This is a genomic window from Pseudonocardia sp. EC080619-01 (assembly GCF_001420995.1).
In the GTDB taxonomy this organism is placed as follows: Bacteria; Actinomycetota; Actinomycetes; order Mycobacteriales; family Pseudonocardiaceae; genus Pseudonocardia.
The window spans coordinates 333,765-354,067 of record NZ_CP012184.1; the positions used below are offsets into that span (position 1 = coordinate 333,765).

At 73.4% G+C, this 20,303-nt stretch carries 16 protein-coding genes; 6 read left to right on the top strand and 10 right to left on the bottom strand.

Features of this window, described 5'->3' with window-relative positions; translation table 11 throughout:
- Positions 1–27: 27 nt before the first annotated feature.
- Positions 28–930, bottom strand: a complete 903-nt coding sequence (locus AD017_RS01505; protein ID WP_010240318.1) for an ATP-grasp fold amidoligase family protein — start codon at positions 928–930, stop codon at positions 28–30.
- A gap of 257 nt (positions 931–1,187) precedes the next feature.
- Between AD017_RS01505 and AD017_RS01510 the strand changes: the two genes are divergently transcribed.
- From AD017_RS01510 to AD017_RS01520, 3 genes are all read left to right on the top strand, one after another.
- On the top strand, positions 1,188–2,189 hold the full coding sequence (locus AD017_RS01510; protein ID WP_168170484.1) for a glycosyltransferase family 2 protein: 1,002 nt from the start codon (positions 1,188–1,190) through the stop codon (positions 2,187–2,189).
- 55 nt (positions 2,190–2,244) lie between these two features.
- Complete coding sequence (locus AD017_RS01515) at positions 2,245–3,465, top strand: MFS transporter (RefSeq protein ID WP_060572412.1); 1,221 nt, start codon at positions 2,245–2,247, stop codon at positions 3,463–3,465.
- A 97-nt stretch (positions 3,466–3,562) separates the two neighbouring features.
- Positions 3,563–4,924: an MFS transporter gene (locus tag AD017_RS01520; RefSeq protein WP_060572414.1), complete on the top strand. Its 1,362-nt coding sequence runs from the start codon at positions 3,563–3,565 to the stop codon at positions 4,922–4,924.
- Positions 4,925–5,016: 92 nt separating this feature from the next.
- Here the strand turns inward: AD017_RS01520 and AD017_RS01525 are convergent, their stop codons facing one another.
- Entirely contained in the window at positions 5,017–6,489 is a 1,473-nt protein-coding gene (locus tag AD017_RS01525; protein ID WP_060572416.1) for an MFS transporter, read from the bottom strand.
- Between the two features lie 116 nt (positions 6,490–6,605).
- Between AD017_RS01525 and AD017_RS01530 the strand changes: the two genes are divergently transcribed.
- Both AD017_RS01530 and AD017_RS01535 read left to right on the top strand, forming a co-directional pair.
- Positions 6,606–8,162 carry an acetolactate synthase large subunit gene (locus tag AD017_RS01530; RefSeq protein WP_060576175.1) on the top strand — a complete coding sequence of 519 codons (1,557 nt, stop codon included), beginning with the start codon at positions 6,606–6,608 and terminating at the stop codon, positions 8,160–8,162.
- A 54-nt stretch (positions 8,163–8,216) separates the two neighbouring features.
- Positions 8,217–9,590 carry an MFS transporter gene (locus AD017_RS01535; RefSeq protein WP_060572418.1) on the top strand — a complete coding sequence of 458 codons (1,374 nt, stop codon included), beginning with the start codon at positions 8,217–8,219 and terminating at the stop codon, positions 9,588–9,590.
- A gap of 19 nt (positions 9,591–9,609) precedes the next feature.
- Here AD017_RS01535 and AD017_RS01540 read toward each other — a convergent pair whose 3' ends face one another.
- The 4 genes from AD017_RS01540 to AD017_RS01555 all read right to left on the bottom strand — a co-directional run bounded on the left by AD017_RS01540 (position 9,610) and on the right by AD017_RS01555 (position 13,340).
- On the bottom strand, positions 9,610–10,668 hold the full coding sequence (locus AD017_RS01540; RefSeq protein ID WP_060572420.1) for an alpha/beta fold hydrolase: 1,059 nt from the start codon (positions 10,666–10,668) through the stop codon (positions 9,610–9,612).
- On the bottom strand, positions 10,665–11,912 hold the full coding sequence (gene fmdA, locus AD017_RS01545) for a formamidase (RefSeq protein ID WP_029239853.1): 1,248 nt from the start codon (positions 11,910–11,912) through the stop codon (positions 10,665–10,667). Before fmdA ends, AD017_RS01540 begins: the two co-directional genes overlap by 4 nt.
- A 25-nt stretch (positions 11,913–11,937) precedes the next feature.
- Complete coding sequence (locus AD017_RS01550) at positions 11,938–12,222, bottom strand: zinc ribbon domain-containing protein (protein WP_060576176.1); 285 nt, start codon at positions 12,220–12,222, stop codon at positions 11,938–11,940.
- A 62-nt stretch (positions 12,223–12,284) separates the two neighbouring features.
- Positions 12,285–13,340: a substrate-binding domain-containing protein gene (locus tag AD017_RS01555; protein ID WP_060572422.1), complete on the bottom strand. Its 1,056-nt coding sequence runs from the start codon at positions 13,338–13,340 to the stop codon at positions 12,285–12,287.
- 86 nt (positions 13,341–13,426) lie between these two features.
- Between AD017_RS01555 and AD017_RS01560 the strand changes: the two genes are divergently transcribed.
- A complete protein-coding gene (locus tag AD017_RS01560) occupies positions 13,427–13,852 on the top strand; it encodes a MarR family winged helix-turn-helix transcriptional regulator (RefSeq protein WP_033198908.1) in 426 nt (141 codons plus the stop codon).
- A 53-nt stretch (positions 13,853–13,905) separates the two neighbouring features.
- Here AD017_RS01560 and AD017_RS01565 read toward each other — a convergent pair whose 3' ends face one another.
- The 4 genes from AD017_RS01565 to cobN all read right to left on the bottom strand — a co-directional run bounded on the left by AD017_RS01565 (position 13,906) and on the right by cobN (position 20,241).
- On the bottom strand, positions 13,906–14,451 hold the full coding sequence (locus AD017_RS01565) for a YbhB/YbcL family Raf kinase inhibitor-like protein (protein WP_010225983.1): 546 nt from the start codon (positions 14,449–14,451) through the stop codon (positions 13,906–13,908).
- Positions 14,448–16,019: a GMC family oxidoreductase gene (locus AD017_RS01570; RefSeq protein WP_060572425.1), complete on the bottom strand. Its 1,572-nt coding sequence runs from the start codon at positions 16,017–16,019 to the stop codon at positions 14,448–14,450. The genes AD017_RS01565 and AD017_RS01570 overlap by 4 nt, the downstream gene beginning before the upstream one ends.
- Before the next feature lie 2 nt (positions 16,020–16,021).
- Positions 16,022–16,408 (bottom strand): hypothetical protein, encoded by a 387-nt coding sequence (locus tag AD017_RS34270; RefSeq protein WP_010225979.1) that lies wholly within the window; start codon positions 16,406–16,408, stop codon positions 16,022–16,024.
- A 239-nt stretch (positions 16,409–16,647) separates the two neighbouring features.
- On the bottom strand, positions 16,648–20,241 hold the full coding sequence (gene cobN, locus AD017_RS01580; protein ID WP_060572427.1) for a cobaltochelatase subunit CobN: 3,594 nt from the start codon (positions 20,239–20,241) through the stop codon (positions 16,648–16,650).
- Positions 20,242–20,303 lie beyond the last annotated feature (62 nt).

Below are 20,303 nucleotides of genomic sequence, written 5' to 3' on the forward strand. Positions count from 1 at the left end.
GCTCCGGCCCGGGCGGGCCGGAGCCGCTCAGCGGGTCGCGGCGGCCCGGTCGATGAACTTCTCGGGGATCGGGGTGCCGTGGCGCCACAGGTTCCCCAGTGCCCGGTCGAACGCCCGCGGGCGCAGCCGGACCAGGCCCCCGCCGGGGTTGTGCGTGATCTCGCCGAAGTAGACGTGGCCGTCGACGTCGTAGAGGTCGATCCGGGCGAAGGTGAAGTCCTTGCCGAGGGTGCGCGCGATCTCCAGCATCCGGTCGTAACAGGCCGGCTTCTCCGGGAGCGCCTCCGCCTGCGCGAACCGCCCGGCGATCCGGAACGGCACCCAGTCGGGGTGCAGCATCGTGGAGGTGTGCGCGACGAACCGGTTCTGGTCGACGACGACCATCGCCGGCTCGCCGTGGAAGACGAAGAACTTGTAGTCGTTCGGCGCGCCCGTCCCGTCGCCGATCATCTCCTCGACGACCGCCCGCGGGGTGAGCCCCTCGTAGGGCCGCTCCCGCCAGCCGTGCCGGAAGAAGTCGGTGTTCAGCCACCGGGCCACCGCCGAACGGATCTTCGCGTGGTCGGCGGCGGCCGGGTGCGGCACGAGGATCGTCATGTCGCAGCCGTGGGTGCCCTTCACGACGTAGGGCTGCTGCGGTGCCTCCAGGTCGAGGTCCTCCGCGCGCTCGACGACCTGGACCAGCGGGATGAGGTGCTCGGCCCCGATCCGGTCGGCGACGTGCTCGCGCACCCGGTACTTGTCCGCCGTGATGTGGACGAGTTCGGACTGTTCACCGAGATTCTTCTTCGCGAGGAGTTGCGCGTAGGTCCTCGGTTTCCGCAGCGTCGATATTTCACCCTGGAACAGCGCATGGTGCATGATCGCGAATGCGCGGTGCGGCAGGAATCGGAGCCGGCGGGACAGCATCACCCGGGCGTCGAACGACATTCTGTGGACGATAGCGTGCGCCGCTCGGCGCACCCCGCGGAGGTCCGGTGACGCCCGGTCACCGCACCGGACGGTGCTTTCGCCGCGGGGGGCGTAACCCTCCGGAGCCGGGATCCGTTGTGAATTGCAGGGAATGGTCACCTCGTCGGCCCAGCGGCCGGCGTCGGCCATGCCGCTGCGTCACACCTGTTCGTCCGTCCGCCCGGGGTGGTATCGGCCGAGCGTGATCCCGAGGGAGTCTTGATAACGTGCCGATCGTGCGGAACCGCGACGTTCTGGTGACGGTGATCACCCCTGCCTACAACGTGGGCCCGTGGATCGGCGAGTCGATCGATTCCGTGCTCGCGCAGACCGAGTCACGCTTCGAGTACCTGATCGTCGACGACGGCTCGACCGACGACACCGCCGAGATCGTGCGGGCCCGCGCGGAGCGCGACCCCCGGATCCGGCTCCTGCAGGTCGAGAACGGCGGGTCCGGCGCCGCGCGCAACCGGGCACTGGCCGAGAGCGCCGCCCCGTTCGTCGCGTTCCTCGACGGCGACGACCGCTGGCACCCGCAGTTCCTGCGGCACATGCTCGAGACGATGTACACCGCGCCGCCCGGGGTCGGCATGGCGTACTGCCACACCCGCGTGATGCTGGAGAGCGGGCAGGTCGTGGCGCTGCGCTGGCAGCCCTCCGGCGTCGTCGACATCGACAAGCAGCTGGTGGAGAACAACCCGCCGCACAACGGCAGCTCGCTGATGATCCGACGGGCCTGCTTCGACCAGGTCGGCGGCTTCGACTCGTCGCTGCCCTCGGCCGTCGACTTCGAGATGTGGCTGCGGATCGCGGCCGGGTCGAACTACCCGCTGATGTGGGGCACCCGCCGGTTCCTGCTCGACATGCGCCTGATGCGGGCCGGGTCGATCAGCTCGAACCGCCAGCGCCGCTTCGAGTGCCTGGACAAGGTGATCGCCGAGTACGCGCCGTCGATGCGCCGCAAGCACCCGGGCCTGGCCTACATCCGGCCCGCGGTGTTCGCCTACCGCGACGGGCTCGACGACTTCGGCGACCGCTGGTCGCTGCTGGCCCGCGAGGCCGGCGCGAAGGAGCTCGCCCGCGACTCGTGGGGCCGGTCGCTGCTGGCGTGGAGCAGCGCGGGCCGGGAGCGCCGCGCCCAGCTGCGCAACCTGCGCGACGGCGCCCGCAGCGGCGCCTACAAGGGGATGTCCGGCGCGCTGCGCACCGCCGGGAGGATCAACTCGATGCGCGGGTGACCGCCCGGGAAAACCGGATGCGGGGCCGCCCGGTGCGTCCTGCATCATCGGTGCCGTGACGGGACGAACGACCGCGCCGCCACCCGGACGGACCGAGCGACGCGCGCGGGCCGGCGTCGGGCTGGTGTTCCTCACCAACGGGCTCGTCTACGCGAACCTCCTGCCGCGGTTCCCGGAGATCAAGGACGACCTGGGGCTGAGCAACGCCCAGCTGGGCGTCGCGGTGGCCGCGATGCCGTTCGGCGCGCTGCTCGCGGGTCTCACGGCGGGCGCGCTGATCGCCCGGTTCCGTTCGTCGCGGGTCGCGTCGTTCGGGATGGCCGCGATCGCGGTCGGCGTGGTGCTGGTGGCGTTCGCCCCGTCGTGGGGGCTGTTCGCCGCCGCGATGTTCCTGGTGGGCGCGGCGGACGCCGTCGTCGACGTGGCGCAGAACGCGCACGGTCTGCGGGTGCAGCGCCGGTACGGGCGGTCCATCCTCAACTCGTTCCACGCGGTGTGGTCGGTCGGGGCGGTGACCGGCGGGCTGATGGGTTCGGCGGCGGCCGGGACCGGGGTGCCGCTCGGCCTGCACCTGGGCCTGTCGTCGCTGCTGTCGGTGCTGATCGCCGTCTCGGTGTACCCGCTGCTGCTGCCGGGCCCGGAGGAGACCGAACGCCCGGCCGACGAGGACGAGCCCGCCGCCACCGGGCGGACGCGGCGTCCGTGGGCCGGCCTCGCCGGGCGCACCGTGCTGCTGCTGCTCGTGTTCGGCGTGATCGCCAACTCGGGGACCCTCGTCGAGGACTCCGGGGCCACCTGGGCCGCCGTGTACCTCCAGGGGCTGGGCGCAGGCGCGGCGGTCGCCGGCCTCGGGTTCGTCGCGCTGCAGGGCTGTCAGTTCGTCGGGCGGCTGCTCGGCGACCGGATGGTGGACCGCTTCGGGCAACGGCTGGTCGCCCGGACCGGTGGCGCGCTGGTGCTGGCCGGGATGGGACTCGCGCTGGCGTTCCCGACGGTGCCCGGCACGATCGCCGGGTTCGGGATCGCCGGGTTCGGCGTCGCGACGCTGGTCCCGGCCGCGATGACGGCCGCCGACGCGCTGCCCGGCCTCGCCCCGGGCACCGGGCTGACCGTCGTCACCTGGCTGATGCGGATCGGGTTCCTGGCCTCTCCCCCGGTCGTCGGCGTGATCGCGGACGCCACCGAGCTGCGCACCGGGCTGCTCGTCGTTCCGCTCGCGGGGCTCGTCGTCCTGCTCGTCGCGGGGGTGCTGACGGGCCGGTCCGCGAACCGCTGACGCGGCGTGTACGCCGATCGACAGCATCGCGACCCGCTGCGACAGGATCAGCCGTGCATCTCGACATGATCCGGGCGCGGACATACCGTCCTCGGCCATGTCCGCCACCGTCCCGCCGGCGTCGCCGGGACAGCCCGCAGCACCTGCGCTCCGGTCGTCCCGCAAGGTCGCCACCGCCAGCCTCATCGGTACCACCATCGAGTGGTACGACTTCTTCATCTTCGGCACGGCCGCCGCACTGGTGTTCGGCCAGGTGTTCTTCCCGTCCGTCGATCCGCTGACCGGCACGCTGTCGGCGTTCGGCGCGTTCGCGGTCGGCTTCATCGCCCGCCCGGTCGGCGGCGCGGTGTTCGCGCACTTCGGTGACCGGGTCGGCCGGAAACCGATGCTCGTGTACTCGCTGCTCCTGATGGGGGCGGCGACCGTCGGCATGGGCCTGCTGCCGGGGTACGACACGCTCGGCATCTGGGCGCCGATCCTGCTGGTGACCCTGCGGTTCCTGCAGGGCTTCGGTGTCGGCGGTGAGTGGGGCGGGGCGGCGCTGATGGCCGTCGAGCACGCCCCGGCGCACCGCCGCGGGTACTACGGCAGCTGGCCGCAGGTCGGCGTCCCGCTCGGCCTGGTGATGGGGACGGCGACCTTCGCCGTGCTGTCGGCGGTGCTCACCGACGAGCAGTTCCTGGCCTGGGGCTGGCGGGTGCCCTTTATCGGCAGCATCGCGCTGATCGGCGTCGGCATGTGGATCCGGCTCGGCGTCCACGAGTCGCCGGTGTTCCAGAAGACGATGGACGAGAAGTCCGCGAACCGGATGCCGGTGGTCGAGGCGCTGCGCACCTACCCGAAGGAGATCCTGCTCGCCGCCGGGTCGTTCCTCGCGACGAACTCGACGTTCTACGTCGGCTCGGTCTGGCTGGTCACCTACGCCACCCAGGAGCTCGCCTACGAGCGGACGACGATCCTCACCGCGAACGCGTTCCTGTCGCTGTCCGACATCCCGATGATCCTGCTGTTCGGGCTGCTGTCGGACCGGCTCGGGAGACGGCCGATGTTCCTGGCCGGGATGGGGTGCCTGGCGCTGTTCGCGGTGCCGTACTTCTGGCTGGTCTCGACGTCGAACGTGTGGCTGTTCATCCTCGGCGGGCTCGTCGTGCAGGCCTGCCGGTCCGCCGTCTACGGACCGCAGTCGGCGTTCTTCGCGGAGCAGTTCTCGACCCGGATGCGGTACTCCGGGGCGTCGCTGGCCTACCAGATCGCCTCGATCCTGGGTGGGGTCGCGCCGCTGCTGTGCACCGCGCTGGTGGCCTGGACCGGGTCGCTCTACGCGGTCGCCGGGTACGTCGCGTTCATCGCACTGGTGTCGATGGGCTGCTCGTACCTGATGACCGAGACCCTGCGGACGGGGCTGCGCGACGAGACGGCCACCCCGGCCGCCGTCGACGGCCGTACCGGCACCCCCTGACCGGCGTCCCGCCCCCCGGATGGATGATCGTCGCGGCGCGGGCCGGCGAGGTGCCGGCCCGGCCGGGATCCGGGGGACACGAGAGTCCCGGGTCAGTCGCCGCCGGTCGGCGAGGGTGGCCCGGGCTCGTGGGCGGCCCCGGCCGGCGTCCGTCCGCGGCGGCGCGCCGCGACGAGATCGGCCACGCCGAGGACGAGCGCGACCGCGACCAGCCCGACGGTGATCATGAGGCCGCGGGAGATCGCCGACGCCCAGTCGCCGGTCGCGCTCAGCCGGCCGAAGAAGACCGCGCCGACGGCGGACAGGCCCACCGCCGTCCCGATCCGCTGCCCGGTCTGCAGCACGCCGGCCGCGGTGCCGCCGGACGCCGGCGGGATCTCGGCGAGCGCGAGGGTCTGGTTCGGTGCGACGACGAGCCCGCCGCCCGCGCCGGCCACCAGCAGGGTGCCGGCGATCGCGGCGCCGGTCGCCGTCGCGTCGCCCGCGGTGGCGGCGAGTGCCACGTCGGTGGCGACCAGCCCCAGCAGGACGACGGCCAGCCCGACGACCACCATCGGCTGCCCGAACCGCGACACCAGGCGGCCGCCCAGCGCGGACGTCACGGCGGACCCGAGCGCGAACGGCGTCATCGCCAGGCCGGTCTGCAGCGGCGTGTAGCCGAGACCGTTCTGCAGGTAGAGCGTGAGCACGAAGAAGATCGAGGTGAACCCGGCGAAGTAGGTCATGCCGAGCGTGGCGCCCGCCGCGTAGCTGCGGGTCCGCAGCAGCGCGAAGTCGACCAGCGGGTGCCCGTGGCTCCGCTTCGCCCGCCGTTCCCAGGCCACGAACGCGGCCAGCGCCGCCACCGAGACCGCGAGCAGCCACCACGGGGCGCTCGCCGGGTCTCGTTCGGAGAGCACCAGCGGCAGCATCAGGCTCACCACACCGACGCCGAGCAGCACCGCCCCGGGCAGGTCCAGCGGCCGGCGGGCGGCGCGGCCGACCCCGTCCGCCGGGAGCAGCCGGGCCGCGAAGACCAGCGCGGCCACGCCGATCGGGATGTTCACGAAGAACACCCACCGCCAGCCGCCCGCGTCGCCGGTCCACGCCAGCAGCAGGCCGCCGAGCAGCGGCCCGACCGCTGTCGAGATCCCGACGACGGCGCCGAACATCCCGAACGCCGTCCCGCGCTCGGGGCCGCGGAACAGGTCCTGGATGAACCCGACGACCTGCGGGGACAGCAGCCCGGCCGACACCCCCTGCAGCAGGCGCACCGCGACCAGGACCTCGGGGGTCGGCGCGAGACCGGCTGCGGCGCTGGTGAGGGTGAACAGCCCGAGGCCGAGCAGGAACATCCGGCGGCGGCCGCGGTCGTCGCCGAGGCGCCCCGCGGCAACCAGGACCAGGCCGAACGTCAGCGCGTAGCCCGACACCACCCAGGACAGCTGTGCTGCGGACGCGCCCAGGCCCGCCTGCATCGACGGCAGCGCCACGTTGACGATGCTGACGTCGAGCAGGCTCATGAAGCCCGCGACGAGGCAGACGGACAGGGCCCGCCAGCGCCGCGGGTCGGGTTCGGTACTCACAGGGGTCCATTCCCCGCCGTCACGGTGCTCGGCGCAACTCGGGACCCGGGTTCTCCGGGCGGTGTCACAGGGTGTGGACTGGGGATCATGACGACGACGTGGGTGAGGGCCGTCCGGTGAGGGGCGCCCAGGCGCTGGTCGGATCGCTGGTCGGGGCGGGTGTCGAGGTGTGCTTCATGAACCCCGGCACCTCGGAGATGCACTTCGTGCAGGCACTGGACGACGTCCCGGGGATGCGGGGCGTGCTGACCCTGTTCGAGGGGGTCGCCACCGGGGCGGCGGACGCCTACGCGCGCATCGCGGGGCGACCGGCGGCCGTCCTGCTGCACCTCGGGCCGGGCCTCGGGAACGGACTGGCGAACCTGCACAACGCGCGCCGGGCCGGCACCCCCCTGCTGTGCGTGGTGGGTGCGCACGCGACCGACCACGTCCGGCACGACGCGCCGCTGGAGTCCGACATCACCTCCGTCGCGCGGACCGTGTCGGGGTGGGTGCACACCTCCGGCGACGTCCGCGACGTCGCCGACGACGCCGTCCGCGCGGTCGCGGCGACCTCGGAGCGCGGCGGGCAGGTCGCGACCCTCGTACTGCCCGCCGACGTCTCGTGGTCCGAGGGCGGCGCGCCCGCACCGGCCCGGACGGCCGCCGTCCCCGAGCCACCGTCGGAGCAGCGGGTCGCGGACGCGGCGACGGCCGTCGGCACGCCGGGCGCGGTGATCCTGCTGGGCGGTCCGGGCCTGACCGCCCGCGGGGTCGACGCGGCCGGCCGGATCGCCGCCGCGACCGGGACCCGGCTGCTGGTGGAGACGTTCCCCCGACGCTGGGAGACCGGTGCCGGGCGCCCCCGCATCGACAAGCTCGGGTACTTCGCCGAGCAGGCGATCGACCAGCTCTCCGGCGCGTCCTCGCTGGTCCTGGCCGGTGCGCGGTCGCCGGTGTCGTTCTTCGGCTACCCCGGTGTGCCGGGCGACCTCGTGCCGGACAACTGCCCGGTGGTGGGGCTGGCCGACCCGTCGTCGGACGCGGAGGCCGCGCTGGTGGCGCTCGCCGACCGGGTCGCCGCCGACGCCGTCGCCGAGCCGGCACCACGGGCGGCGGCCGAGCCCGGGCCGGGCCCGCTCGACGTCCGGTCGCTGTGCGCGGCGGTCGCGGCGACCCTGCCGGACGACGCGATCGTCGTCGACGAGTCGCTCACCGCCTCCGCGGTGCTCGCGCCCGCCCTGCAGACCGCCGCCCCGCACACCCAGCTCGCGCTGACCGGCGGTGCGATCGGGCAGGGCCCGCCGGCCGCGGTGGGGGCCGCGATCGCCGCCCCGGACCGTCCGGTGGTGGCGGTCCAGGCCGACGGCAGCGCGCTCTACACCCTGCAGGCGCTGTGGACCCAGGCCCGTGAGCAGCTCGACGTCACCACGGTGCTGATCAACAACGCGGCGTACGCGATCCTGCGGGTCGAGCTGGCCCGCACCGGGGCCGGGGAGGCCGCGCACTCCGGGCGTGCCGGGCGGATGCTGAGCCTGACCGACCCGACCCCGGACTTCACCGCGCTGGCGACCGGCCTCGGCGTCCCGGCCCGGCGGGTCACGACGACCGAGGAGCTCCTCGAGGCGCTGTGCTGGGCGCGCGCCGAGCCGGGACCGCACCTGATCGAGGCGATCGTCCCGGCGCCGGGCTGAGGCCGACGGGGCCGCCGTAACCGGCTTGACCTGGACCGGGGTGCAGGGCGCAGGGTGTCCCGTGTGGTCGGGACGGTCGGGGGGCGAGCAGGTCAGGAGCCCGGCGTCTGGTCGGCGGACCGGGCCCCGACGACCGTCGGGATCCTGCTGCTGATCAGCCTCACCGCGTTCGAGGCGATGGGCGTCGGCACGGCGATGCCGGAGATCGTCGCCGATCTCGGCGGCGTCACCCTCTACGCCTGGCCGTTCGTGCTGTTCCTCGCCGCCGCGGTGTTCGGGACGGTCGCCGGCGGCCGCTGGTGCGACGCCCGCGGCCCCCGCGTGGCGCTCGTCGTGGCCCCGGTGGTGTTCGGCGCCGGGCTGCTGGTCGCCGGGTCCGCGGAGGCGATGGGCGCGCTGCTGACCGGGCGCGTGTTGCAGGGGCTCGGCGCCGGGGTGCAGGGCGTCGCGGTGTACGTGCTGGTCGCCGAGGTGTACCCGGCGCGGCTGCGGCCCGCGGTGTTCGGGCTGATCTCCTCGGCGTGGGTGCTGCCGTCGCTGGTCGGCCCGCCGCTCGCGGCCGTCGTCACCGAGCGGTTCTCCTGGCACTGGGTGTTCCTCGGGCTGCTGCCCGTCGTCGGGTCGGCGCTGGTCCTGGTCCTGCCCGCGGTGCGCCGGCTCGGTCCACCGGCCCCGCGCCCGCCCGGCCCCGCCGAGACGCCGACGGTGCTCGCCGCGGCCGGTGCCGCGCTCGGCGTGGCCGGGCTGAGCTGGGCGTTCGAGAACGTCGACGTCCACGGCGCCGTGGTGGGGACGGTCGCGCTGGTGCTGCTCGTCCCGTCGCTGCGGCGGCTGCTGCCGCGCGGGACGTTCACGGCCCGTCCCGGGATACCGGCCGTCGTCGCCGCCCGGGGCCTGGTCGCGGGCGCGTTCCTCTCCGTGGTGTCGTTCCTGCCGTTGATCCTCACCGCGACGCACGGCTGGTCGCTCTCCGCCGCCGGGATCCCGCTGATCGTCGCCTCGCTCGGCTGGTCCGCGGCCGCGGCCTGGCAGGGCCGCCACCCGGACCGGGACCGGTCGGCGATGCTGCGCGCCGGGTTCGTGATGATCGCGGTCGGTCAGGTGGGTCTCCTCCCGGTCGCCGCCGGCTGGCTGCCGGGCTGGGTCGCGGTCGTCGCCTGGGGGTGCGCGGGGCTCGGGATGGGCGTCGCGTTCTCCGCGGTCGCCTACCTGACGCTGGCGCACTCCGCCCCGGCCGACGTCGGCGGCCACTCGTCGGCCGCGCAGCTGCTCGACCAGCTGGCGAACGCGTCGTTCGTCGGGCTGGGCGGTGCGCTGCTGGTGCTGCTGGCCTCCCCGGCCGTCGCGATGCCGGTGCTGCTCGGGGCGGTGGCGGTCCTGGCCCTGACCGGCGCCGCGACCGCCTCCCGCACCCGCCTCCCCGGCTGATCCGCCGTCGGATCCGCCGTCAGATCCCGGAGGGCCCGGCCAGGAGCTCGGCGACGGCGGCGTCGATGAACAGCGTGTCGGGGTTGTCCGGCGCCCGCTCCCCCGGCCCGCCGCCGGCGAAGTGCCCCCAGACGCCCGGGATCACCCGCAGCTCCGCGCCGTTGGTCATCTGCGACACCGCCCAGGCCTCGTCCTCGGGCGGGAAGTAGAGGTCCTTCTCGGCCGGCATGACGATCGCCCTCGCCCGGATCGAGGCGAGCGCCTCCTCGGTGGAGCCGAAACCGGGCGTCGCACCGACGTCGCCGTGCCACCAGGTGTCGAGCATCGTGAGCAGGTTGTTCGGGTCCCGCCCGTCCAGGAAGAACCCCTCCCAGAAGCCGACGACGAAGTCCTCCAGCGAGGTGAACCCGAGCTCGCGCCAGCGCTCCTCCCAGTAGAACGCCTGGGAGAACCCCCAGCCCGCATAGATCCGGGCGAAGGCGCGCAGCCCCTGGACCGGCGGCGTCGTGTAGCGGCCGCCGTCGAACCCGGCCGAGGCGGTCAGGGCAGCCCGCAGCGAGTCGAGGAAGACGCGGTTGTGCGGTGCGGTGCGCGGCGACCCGCAGAACGGCAGCATCCGCTGCACCATCTCCGGGTGGCTGACGGCCCACTGATAGGTCTGCCCGGCACCCATCGACCAGCCCAGCACGAGCGCGAGCCGCTCGATCCCGAACAGCTCGGTGACCAGACGGTGCTGGGCCGCGACGTTGTCGATCACCCGGATCGGCGGGAAGCTCGGCCCGTCGTCGGGGTGCGGCACGGTCGACGGTGACGTCGACAGGCCGTTGCCCAGCATGTTCGGCACGATCACGAACCAGCGCGCCGGGTCGAGCGCCCGGCCCTCGCCGATCAGCCACTCGTTGTCCCAGTGCCGGCCCGAGTACCAGGTCGGGTACAGGACCGCGTTGCTCCGGTCGGCGTTCAGCTGGCCGTAGGTGCGGTAGGCGATCCGGGCCGGGCGCAGGGTCCGGCCGCAGGCCAGTTCGAGCTCCCGGATCTCGAAGACCTCGTGCGGGACCTCGCGGCCGTAGTGCGTCACGACGACACCGCGCAGCTCCCCCGGTCCCGCCGGGCCGGGCCGGCCGCCGACGGGCGGATGTCGTCGTCGAAGATCGCGGTCGGCAGGTAGAGCGAGCAGCACGCGTTCGGGATGTCGACGACGCCCGACACCCGGCCCTCGATCGGCGCCGACCCGAGCAGCAGATACGCCTGCGGGCCCGAGTACCCGAACTTCTCCAGGTAGGTGACGGCGTTGAGGCACGCGTTGCGGTAGGCGACGGTCGCGTCGTTGTAGAGCTGGGTGTCGGTGGTGTGGTCGACGCCGATCCCGATGAAGGTCACGAACTCGGAGTAGCGCGGCTCGACGTTGCCGGGCATCAGGATCGGGTTGGTGGTGACGCCGTAGGTCGCCATCCCGCCCTTGATCAGGTCGACGTGGAAGTCGATGAACCCGCCCATCTCGATGGCGCCGCAGAAGGTGATCTCGCCGTCGCCCTGGGAGAAGTGCAGGTCACCGCCCGAGAACAGGGCGCCGGGCACGTGCACCGGGTAGAACACCCGGGAGCCGCGGGTGAAGTTCTTGATGTCGTGGTTGCCGCCGTTCTCCCGGGCGGGGACGGTCCGTGCGCCGTCCCGGGCGATCCCGGCCAGCACGTCACCCGACGCCGTCCCGCCGAGCACCTCGTCCTCCAGCGGCGGCAGGGCCAGCGCCGGCACCCGGTCCGGGTCGGTCGCGATCAGCGCCCGCTCCCGGGCGTTCCAGCGGGCCAGCAGCTCCGGGGACGGCGCGGTCCCGAACAGCCCGGGGTGCGTGATCCCGGTGTAGGACACGCCGGGGACGTGCCGGGAGGTGGCCTTCTGGCCGGCGAAGTCCCAGATGGCCTTGTAGGCGTCCGGGAACGTGTCGGTCAGGAACCCGCCGCCGTTCTGCTTGGAGAAGATCCCGGTGTAGCCCCAGCCCTGACCGGGTGCCGGGCCGGTCTCCTGCGGCACCGGCCCGAGATCGAGGATGTCGACGACGAGCAGGTCACCCGGCTCGGCCCCTTCGATCGCAATCGGCCCGGACAGCATGTGCGCGCCGCGCAGGTCGACGTCGCGGACGTCGTTCGCGGAGTCGTTGTTGCCGATCTGCCCGTCGGTCCACTCCCGGCACTCCACGCGGATCGTCGAGTCGGGCCGGACGGTGACGGCGGGCGGGATGTCCGGGTGCCAGCGGTTGTGGCCGGGAACGGCCTGGTCGCGCATGGACTTCGCCTGGTCGACGGTGAACACGACATCGGGCACGGCGGTACTCCTGTCTGTGCTGGGCTCAGGGGCGCGGCAGGCGGGCGTGGCGCGGGTCCCGGGTCACCGGGGTGGCGCGCCGCGACCGGCCGGGCACCGAGGACACGACGGCCGGGGCGTCGGCGCTCGCGGCGGAGTCGTCGAGTGCGCGGCGCAGGGCGGGATCGACGCCGCGCAGCGCCGGTGCCCCGAAGACCCGCCGCGCGTCCGCGCCGCAGCCCGGGCAGGACGCCCCGGCGCCGGAGCGGGCCATCGGACGGACCAGGTCGAACTCGCCGCAGTCCGGGCAGTGGTGGGTGTAGGTCGGCACGCGGGGCCCCATCCGACGCAGTTACTGTCAGATGGAAATATGTCGATCGATACGACCTGGTGTCAAGCGAGCCGGTCGAGAACGTCGAAGGACAGGCCGTCCGCACGGGCCAGGTAGACGTCCTGGCGCAGGTGCCCGTCGTGCAGCGACACCGCGCCGCGGGGACCGTCGAACCCCGTGGACTCGGCGACGGCCAGCAGCGCGGCCGGATCGGTCGACCGGGCGCGCCCGGCGAGCGCGCCGAGCAGGGTGACCGCCTCGAAGCACGACTCGGCGAGCGCCCCGGGCACCGGCGCCCGGACGCCGAACCGCGCGGCGTAGCGGCCGGAGAACTCCAGCGCCGACGCCGTCGCGAGCGTCTCGAACCAGCCGGCCGCCGCGTAGAGCTCGCGGGTGGCCTCCGCCCCGGTCGCGAGCAGCATGTTCTCCTCCATCAGCGGGGAGAACCGCACCCGGCCGCGGTCCGCGCCCGCCGCGGCGAAGGCCCGGTTGAACCCGACCGCGTCGGAGCCGACCAGGAACATGAGCACGCCCTGCGCACCGGAGCGGCGCACCCGTTCGACCGCGGGACCGAAGTCGTCGGTGCCCAGCGGGAGGAAGGTCTCGTCGAGCACCCGGACGTCCGGCGTCCCGCGGGCCCAGCGCCGTACCACCCGGGCGGAGCCCCGCGGCCAGACGTAGTCGTTCCCGACCACGCACCACGTGCGGACGCCGAGCTCCGCGGCCATCCAGCGCAGCCCGGGGAGCACCTGGTTCTCCGGTGTCTCGCCGGTGAGGAAGATCCCCGGCGTCCGCTCGCCGCCCTCGTAGAGCGGCGCGTAGACGTAGGGCACCCGGCCGCCGACGACCGGTGCGAGCGCCTGGCGGACCGCCGAGATGTGCCAGCCCGAGACCGCGCCGACGACGCCGGCGTCGAGCAGCCCCGCCACCTCGGCCGCGACGGCGGCGGGTGCGCGGCCGCCGTCGACCGGGTGCAGGCGGACCTCCCGCCCGAGCACTCCCCCGGCCTCGTTCAGCTCGGCGGCGGCGAGGTCCCCGCAGGCCTCGCAGGCCGGCCCGAACAGGCCGGCGGGCCCGCTGCGCGGGACCACGAAGGCGACGTCGAGCGTGGTGGTCACGGGCGTCACCTCCGGATCCGTTCGAGGTGACAGTGTTTACGATGACAGCGACCACGTCACTACGCCCGACTGCCGAGGAGGACGTGTTGAGCGCCGCCGAGCCGCGCACCGCCGGTGCCGCCGCCGCGCTGGGCCGCGCCGCGAACCGGGTGGAGCGGCGCATCGAGGAGCTCGTGCGGCCGCCGCACGGCCCGGGCCTGGACGCCTGGCGGGTGCTGGACCTGCTCGCCGACGGCGAGGGCCACCCGATGTCGGAGATCGCCGCGCACGCGATGGTGCCGGCGCCGACGCTGACGAAGATCGTCGACCGGCTGGTGGAACGCGGCCTGGTCTACCGCCGCCCGGACGAGATCGACCGGCGACGGGTGCTGGTGCTGCTGGCCGCGCGGGGCCGCGAGCTGCACGGATCGCTGCGCGCCGGTGTCGACGCGGTCGAGCGCGAGGTCCACGACGCCCTCGGGCCGGACGCGGACCTCGTGCTGGCCGCGCTGGAGCGGCTCCGCCACTCGTGAGTGGCCGTGGCGGTCCTGGCCGCCACGACCACTCACGAGCGGCGCCGGCCGCCTCAGCGCTCGTACTCGGCGACCACCGTCGCCCGGGCGAGCGTGTGCGAGAACAGCAGGAACCCGAGGTAGGACCCACCGGCGTCACGAGGGATCCCGATCCGCGGCACGTCGACCGCGTGCACCACGAAGTAGTAGTGGTGCACGCCGTGCCCCTCCGGCGGGGCCGCGCCCAGGTACCGGTGCAGACCCGCGTCGTTGCGCAGCGCGAGCGCACCCTCGGGCAGCAGCCAGCCGTCGTCGGAACCGGCTCCGGCCTCGAGTCCGGTGACCGACGCCGGGATGTCGGCCACCGCCCAGTGCCAGAAGCCGGCGGCCGTCGGCGCGTCCGGGTCGTAGCAGGTGACGGCGAAGCTGCGGGTCGCGCTCGGATGGCCGTGCCAGCTCAGCGCCGGCGACCTGTCCTCACCGCCGGCGCCCATGATCCCGCTGACCTGCGGCGCAGCGAGCGGGGTGCCGTCGGCGACGTCGGTGCTGGTCACGGTGAAGGTCGGGACGGCGGGCAGGAACGCGTACGGGTCGGGTGGCGCGCTCGTCGGTGCGGTCATGCTGAGAGCTCCTTGTCCAGCTCGGTCGCGATGTACTCGGCCTGCCGCAGGGCCAGCGCGACGATCGTCAGCGTCGGGTTCGCGGCGGCACCGGTGGTGAACACGCTGCCGTCGGAGACGAACAGGTTCGGTATGTCGTGGGTCCGGCCGAAACGGTCGACGACGCCGTCGCGGGGCCGCTGGCTCATCCGGCACGTCCCGAGGTTGTGCGTCGACGGGTAGGGCGGTGTGTCGATCGTGCGGTGCGCGCCGACAGCCCGGTAGACCGCGGCGCCCTGTGTCTGGCCGTGCCGGCGCATCGCGACGTCGTTGGGGTGGTCGTCGAAGTGGACGTCGGCGACGGGCAGCTTGTGCCCGTCGACCGTCTCCCCGCTGAGCGTGATCCGGTTCCCCGCCTGCGGCATGTCCTCGCCGACGATCCACATGCCGGCGGTGTTCCGGTAGCCGTCGAGCAGCTCGGTCAGCTGCGAGCCCCACTTGCCGGGCGCGACGAACTTGGCGAGGAACGCCGGGCCCAGCGAGATCGTCTCCATGTAGTAGCCGCCGACGAACCCGCGCGAGGGGTCGTGCCGGGACTCGTCGGAGATCACGCCGGCCATCGTCTCGCCGCGGTACATGTGGACGGGCTTGTCGAACTGCCCCCACACCGTCCCGGTGGTGTGCCGCATGTAGTTGCGTCCGACCTGGCCCGACGAGTTGGCGAGCCCGTCGGGGTGCTGCGGCGACTCCGACAGCAGCAGGAGCCGGGCGGTCTCGATCGCGTTGCCCGCCACGCACACCACGGCGGCGCGCTGGCGGCGCAGGGCACCGTTGCGGTCGACGTAGAGCACGCCGGTGGCGCGGCCCGACGCGTCGTGCAGGATCTGGGTGGCGTGCGAGTCCGGGCGCAGGTCGAGGTTGCCGGTCGCCTCGGCCTTCGGCAGCTCCGCGACCAGGGTCGACCACTTGGATCCCTGCTTGTCGCCCTGGAAGTTGAACCCGTCCTGGACGGTGGCCGGTCGGCCGTCGTACGGCTCGGCGTTCGTGGCGTAGGGGCCCGTCGCGTAGTACTGGTAGCCCAGCTTCTCGGCGCCGTTCGCGAACACCTTGTAGTTGTTGTTCGCGGGCAGCGGGGGCCGTCCGTGCCGGTGGCTGACCCCCATCCTGATCTCCGCCTGGTCGTAGTACGGCTCCAGCTCGGCCAGCGCGATCGGCCAGTCGAGCAGGGTCGCGCCCTCGATGTCGCCGTACGTGCTGCGTGCGGCGAGCTCGTGGGCCTTGAACCGCGGGCACGCGCCGGCCCAGTGGGTGGTGGTCCCTCCGACCGCCTTCACCAGCCAGGCCGGCAGGTTCGGGAAGTCCTGCGCGATCTGCCAGCTGCCGGACGTGGTGCGCGGATCGGTCCAGGCCATCTGTGCGAACGCGGGCCACTCGTCCTGGTGGTAGTCGGCGCCGGTCAGGTGCGGACCGGCCTCCAGGACGACCGTCCTGATGCCGCGCCGGCAGAGCTCGGCCGCGACGGTCCCGCCGCCCGCACCCGACCCGATCACGACGACCACGTCGGCGTCGTCGTAGGCGAACCTCGGCATGGTCACACCCCTTCCCGGTGCTCGATGCGCGGCTCCGGGAGCCAGTCGAGGTCGTCGAACCCGCGGTCGACGTAGCCACCCCTGTCGAAGGAGGGGCCCTCGTAGCCGAGCAGCTCCCACACCTCCGGGTCGCTGTAGAGCGTCACGATCGCGCTGTCGACGATCGCGGTGACGAACGGGCTGCCGTCGGCACCGCGCAGCACGGCGGCGGCGGTGTCGAGGTCGAGCTCGGCGAACGGGACGTCCCGCTGGGCGTCGAGCTCGCCGAGGCCCTGCACGAGCTGCGCCAGCATGCGGGGGTCGGTCGCCGCCTGTTCGATCACGGCGTCCGCGGCCCGCTGGTAGGGGCCGACCGGGAAGGTGCGGTGCGGGAAGGCCGCGTAGACCACCCTCGTGAGCGTCTGCCTGTCCTGTCTCGACAACAGATACGTCATTGTCTCCGTCATCCTCTCCTCCGGCTCCGGACACACGTGTCCCCAGGCCGGAATCCGAACGAATCTCCGGATTCCGGCCGGAGCAGATCCGGCCGGAATCCGACGCCGCGGAGCGACGTGCTCGACAGTGACAGAGCTAACAGCTTAGGGCAGCCTATCCTTGTCTCATTCTGAGACAGGCTCTGCCCCGGGACCTACTCGTCGTCCTCGAGGTCGCCCTCCGACTCGAGGTACGCCTGGCGCAGCGCGTCCAGCGTGGCGGGCTCGGGCGACTCCCACAGTCCGCGGTCGACGGCCTCCAGCAGCCGCTCCGCCATCCCGTGCAGCGCCCACGGGTTGGACTCGGTGAGGAACTTGCGGTTCTCCGGGTCCAGCACGTACTCGCTGGTCAGGGTCTCGTACTGCCAGTCGGCGATGACGCCGGTGGTGGCGTCCCAGCCGAACAGGTAGTCGACGGTCGCGGCCATCTCGAAGGCGCCCTTGTAGCCGTGCCGGCGCATCGCGGCCATCCAGCGCGGGTTGACCACCCGGGCACGGAACACCCGGGACGTCTCCTCGTGCAGGCTGCGGGTGCGGACCGACTCGGGCCGCGTGGAGTCGCCGACGTACGCGGCCGGCGCGGAGCCGGTGAGCGCGCGCACCGTGGCGACCATGCCGCCGTGGTACTGGTAGTAGTCGTCGGAGTCGGCGATGTCGTGCTCACGGGTGTCGATGTTCTTCGCCGCCACCGCGATCCGCCGGTAGGCGTTCTCCATGTCGTCCCGCGCGGGGACGCCGTCGAGGCCGCGGCCGTAGGCGTAGCCGCCCCAGGTCGAGTAGACCTCGGCCAGGTCGGAGTCGCCCCGCCAGTCGCGCGAGTCGACCAGCTGGAGCAGGCCGGCGCCGTAGGTGCCCGGCTTGGAGCCGAAGATCCGGGTGCGGGCACGGCGGTCGTCGCCGTGCCGCTCGCGGTCGGCGAGCACGTGCGCGCGGACGTAGTTCTGCTCGGCCGGCTCGTCGAGCTCGGACACCAGCTTCACTGCGTCGTCGAGCAGGGCGAGGACGTGCGGGAACGCGTCCCGGAAGAACCCGGAGATGCGGACGGTCACGTCGATCCGGGGGCGGCCGAGCTCGTCGAGCCCGATCGCCTCGAGATCCCGCACGCGACGCGACGCCTCGTCCCAGACGGGGCGGACGCCCAGCAGCGCGAAGACCTCGGCGACGTCGTCGCCGGAGGTCCGCATGGCGCTGGTCCCCCACACCGACAGCCCGACCGAGCTCGGGTACTCGCCGTGGTCGGCCTTGTAGCGCTCGACGAGCGACTCGGCCATCGCCTGCCCGGTCTCCCAGGCGAGCTTCGACGGGACGGCCTTCGGGTCGACCGAGTAGAAGTTCCGCCCGGTCGGGAGCACGTTGATCAGCCCGCGCAGGGGCGAGCCGGACGGCCCGGCCGGGACGAAACCGCCGTTCAGGGCGTGCAGCACCCGGTCCAGCTCGTGCGCGGTGGCGTCGAGGCGGGGCACGACCTCGTCGGCGGCGAACCGCAGGATCGTCTCCACGGCGGCGAGATCCGCCCCGGGGAGTTCGTCCGCCGAGGCGACGACCTCCGGCGCGGCGACGGCGTCCCAGCCGCGGTTCTCCATCCCGGCGACCAGGGCGCGGGCCACCGTCTCGACGGCGTCGGTGCGGGCGCCGGTCTCGGAGCCGTCCTCGACCAGGCCGAGTGCCTGCCGCAGGCCGGGCACCGACTGCTCGCCGCCCCACATCTGGCGGGCGCGCAGCATCGCGAGCACCAGGTCGACCCGCTGCTCGCCGGACGGGGCCAGCGCGAGGACGTGCAGGCCGTCCCGGATCTGGACGTCCTTGATCTCGCACAGCCAGCCGTCGACGTTCATGAGCATGTCGTCGAAGACGTCCTCGTCCGGGCGCTCGTCGAGGCCCAGGTCGTGGTCCATCTTCGCCGCGGTCATCAGCGTCCAGATCTGCTGGCGGATCGCGGGCAGCTTGGCCGGGTCGAGCGCGGAGATGTTGGCGTGCTCGTCGAGCAGCTGCTCGAGCCGCGCGATGTCGCCGTAGCTCTCCGCGCGGGCCATCGGCGGGATGAGGTGGTCGACCAGCGTCGCGTGTGCGCGCCGCTTGGCCTGGGTGCCCTCGCCCGGGTCGTTGACCAGGAACGGGTAGACCATGGGCAGGTCGCCCAGCACCGCGTCGGTGCCGCACGACGCCGACATCCCGAGCGTCTTGCCGGGCAGCCACTCCAGGTTGCCGTGCTTGCCGATGTGCACGATCGCGTGCGCGCCGAACCCGCCGTCCGGGACCGGCGCCGCCAGCCAGCGGTAGGCGGCCAGGTAGTGGTGCGACGGCGGCAGGTCCGGGTCGTGGTAGATCGCGACCGGGTTCTCGCCGAACCCGCGGGGCGGCTGCACCATCAGCGTCACGTTGCCCGAGCGCAGTGCCGCGACGACGATGTCGCCCCCGGACACGTAGTGCTCGCCGGGCGCGTCGCCCCAGTGCCCGGTGACGCCGTCGCGGAAGTCCGCCGGCAGCGTCTCGAACCAGGACCGGTAGGTCTCGCCGGAGATCCGGATCGGGTTCCCGGCGAGCTTCTCCTCGGTCAGCCAGTCCGGGTCCTGCCCGCCGGCCTCGATCAGCGCGTGCATCAGCGCGTCGCCGTCACCGGCCTCGACACCCGGGAAGTCCCCGGTGTCGTACCCCGCGGCCGCCATCGTCCGCAGCAGCGCGATCGCGCTCGCCGGGGTGTCCAGGCCGACCGCGTTGCCGATCCGGGCGTGCTTGGTCGGGTAGGCCGACATCATGAGCACGATCTTCTTGTCCGCGTTCGGGACGCGGCCCAGGTTCGCGTGGTTCACCGCGATCCCGGCGACCCGGGCGGCCCGCTCGTGGTCGGGGGCGTAGACCGAGAGGCCGTCGTCGTCGGTCTCCTTGAAGGAGAACGGGACGGTGATCAGGCGGCCGTCGAACTCCGGCACCGCCACCTGGGTGGCGACGTCGAGCGGGGACAGGCCGTCGTCGTTCTCCTCCCAGGTCGCGCGGGAGGAGGTGAGGCACAGCCCCTGCAGGATCGGGACGTCGAGTGCGGCGAGCTCGGTGACGTCCCACTCCTCGTCCTCGCCACCGGCCTGCGCCGAGGCGGGCTTCGTGCCGCCGGCGGCGAGGACGGTGACGACCATGGCGTCGGCGTCGCGCAGGGTGTCCAGCAGCGCGGACGGCGCCTGGCGCAGCGACGCGCACCAGATCGGCAGCGGGCGCCCGCCCTTCGCCTCGATCGCGTCGCAGAGCGCCTCGATGTAGGTGGTGTTCCCGGCCAGGTACTGGGCCCGGTAGAAGAGGACGGCGACGGTGGGGCCGTCGAGCTCGGCGGCGTCGCGCGCGAGGATCCCCCACTCCGGCAGCTCCTCCGGGGGCTCGAAGCCCTCACCGGTGAGCAGCACGGTGTCGGAGAGGAACGCGTGCAGCTGCCGCAGGTTCCCGGTACCGCCCTGGGCGAGGTAGGTGTGCGCCTCCGCCGCGATGCCGGCCGAGGTGGAGGACAGCTCCATCATCTCGGCGTCCGGGGCCATCTCGCCGCCCAGGCAGACCAGCGGGGTGGACCGGGTCCGCAGCAGGTCCAGGCCCTCCTCGAAGTACCGGTAGCCACCGAGCACCCGGACGACCACGACGTCGGCCTCGTCGGCCATCGCCGCCAGCTCGTCGTGCACCACCCGGTTCGGGTTGGCGAGCCGGTAGTCGGCGCCCGAGGCCCGGGCGGAGAGCAGGTCGGTGTCGGAGGTCGAGAGAAGGAGGATCACCGGGCGTCGTCCCCGGTCGTGGCGCGCGTCATCGCAAAGGACCTTCCTCGGGATCCTCGTCC

What these genes read in the sequence shown, in the direction of transcription:
- AD017_RS01505 (WP_010240318.1), bottom strand. Translation starts at nt 930, where the DNA reads ATGTCGTTCGACGCCCGGGTGATGCTGTCCCGCCGGCTCCGATTCCTG.
- AD017_RS01565 (WP_010225983.1), bottom strand. Translation starts at nt 14,451, where the DNA reads ATGACCGCACCGACGAGCGCGCCACCCGACCCGTACGCGTTCCTGCCC.
- AD017_RS01570 (WP_060572425.1), bottom strand. Translation starts at nt 16,019, where the DNA reads ATGCCGAGGTTCGCCTACGACGACGCCGACGTGGTCGTCGTGATCGGG.
- AD017_RS01520 (WP_060572414.1), top strand. Translation starts at nt 3,563, where the DNA reads ATGTCCGCCACCGTCCCGCCGGCGTCGCCGGGACAGCCCGCAGCACCT.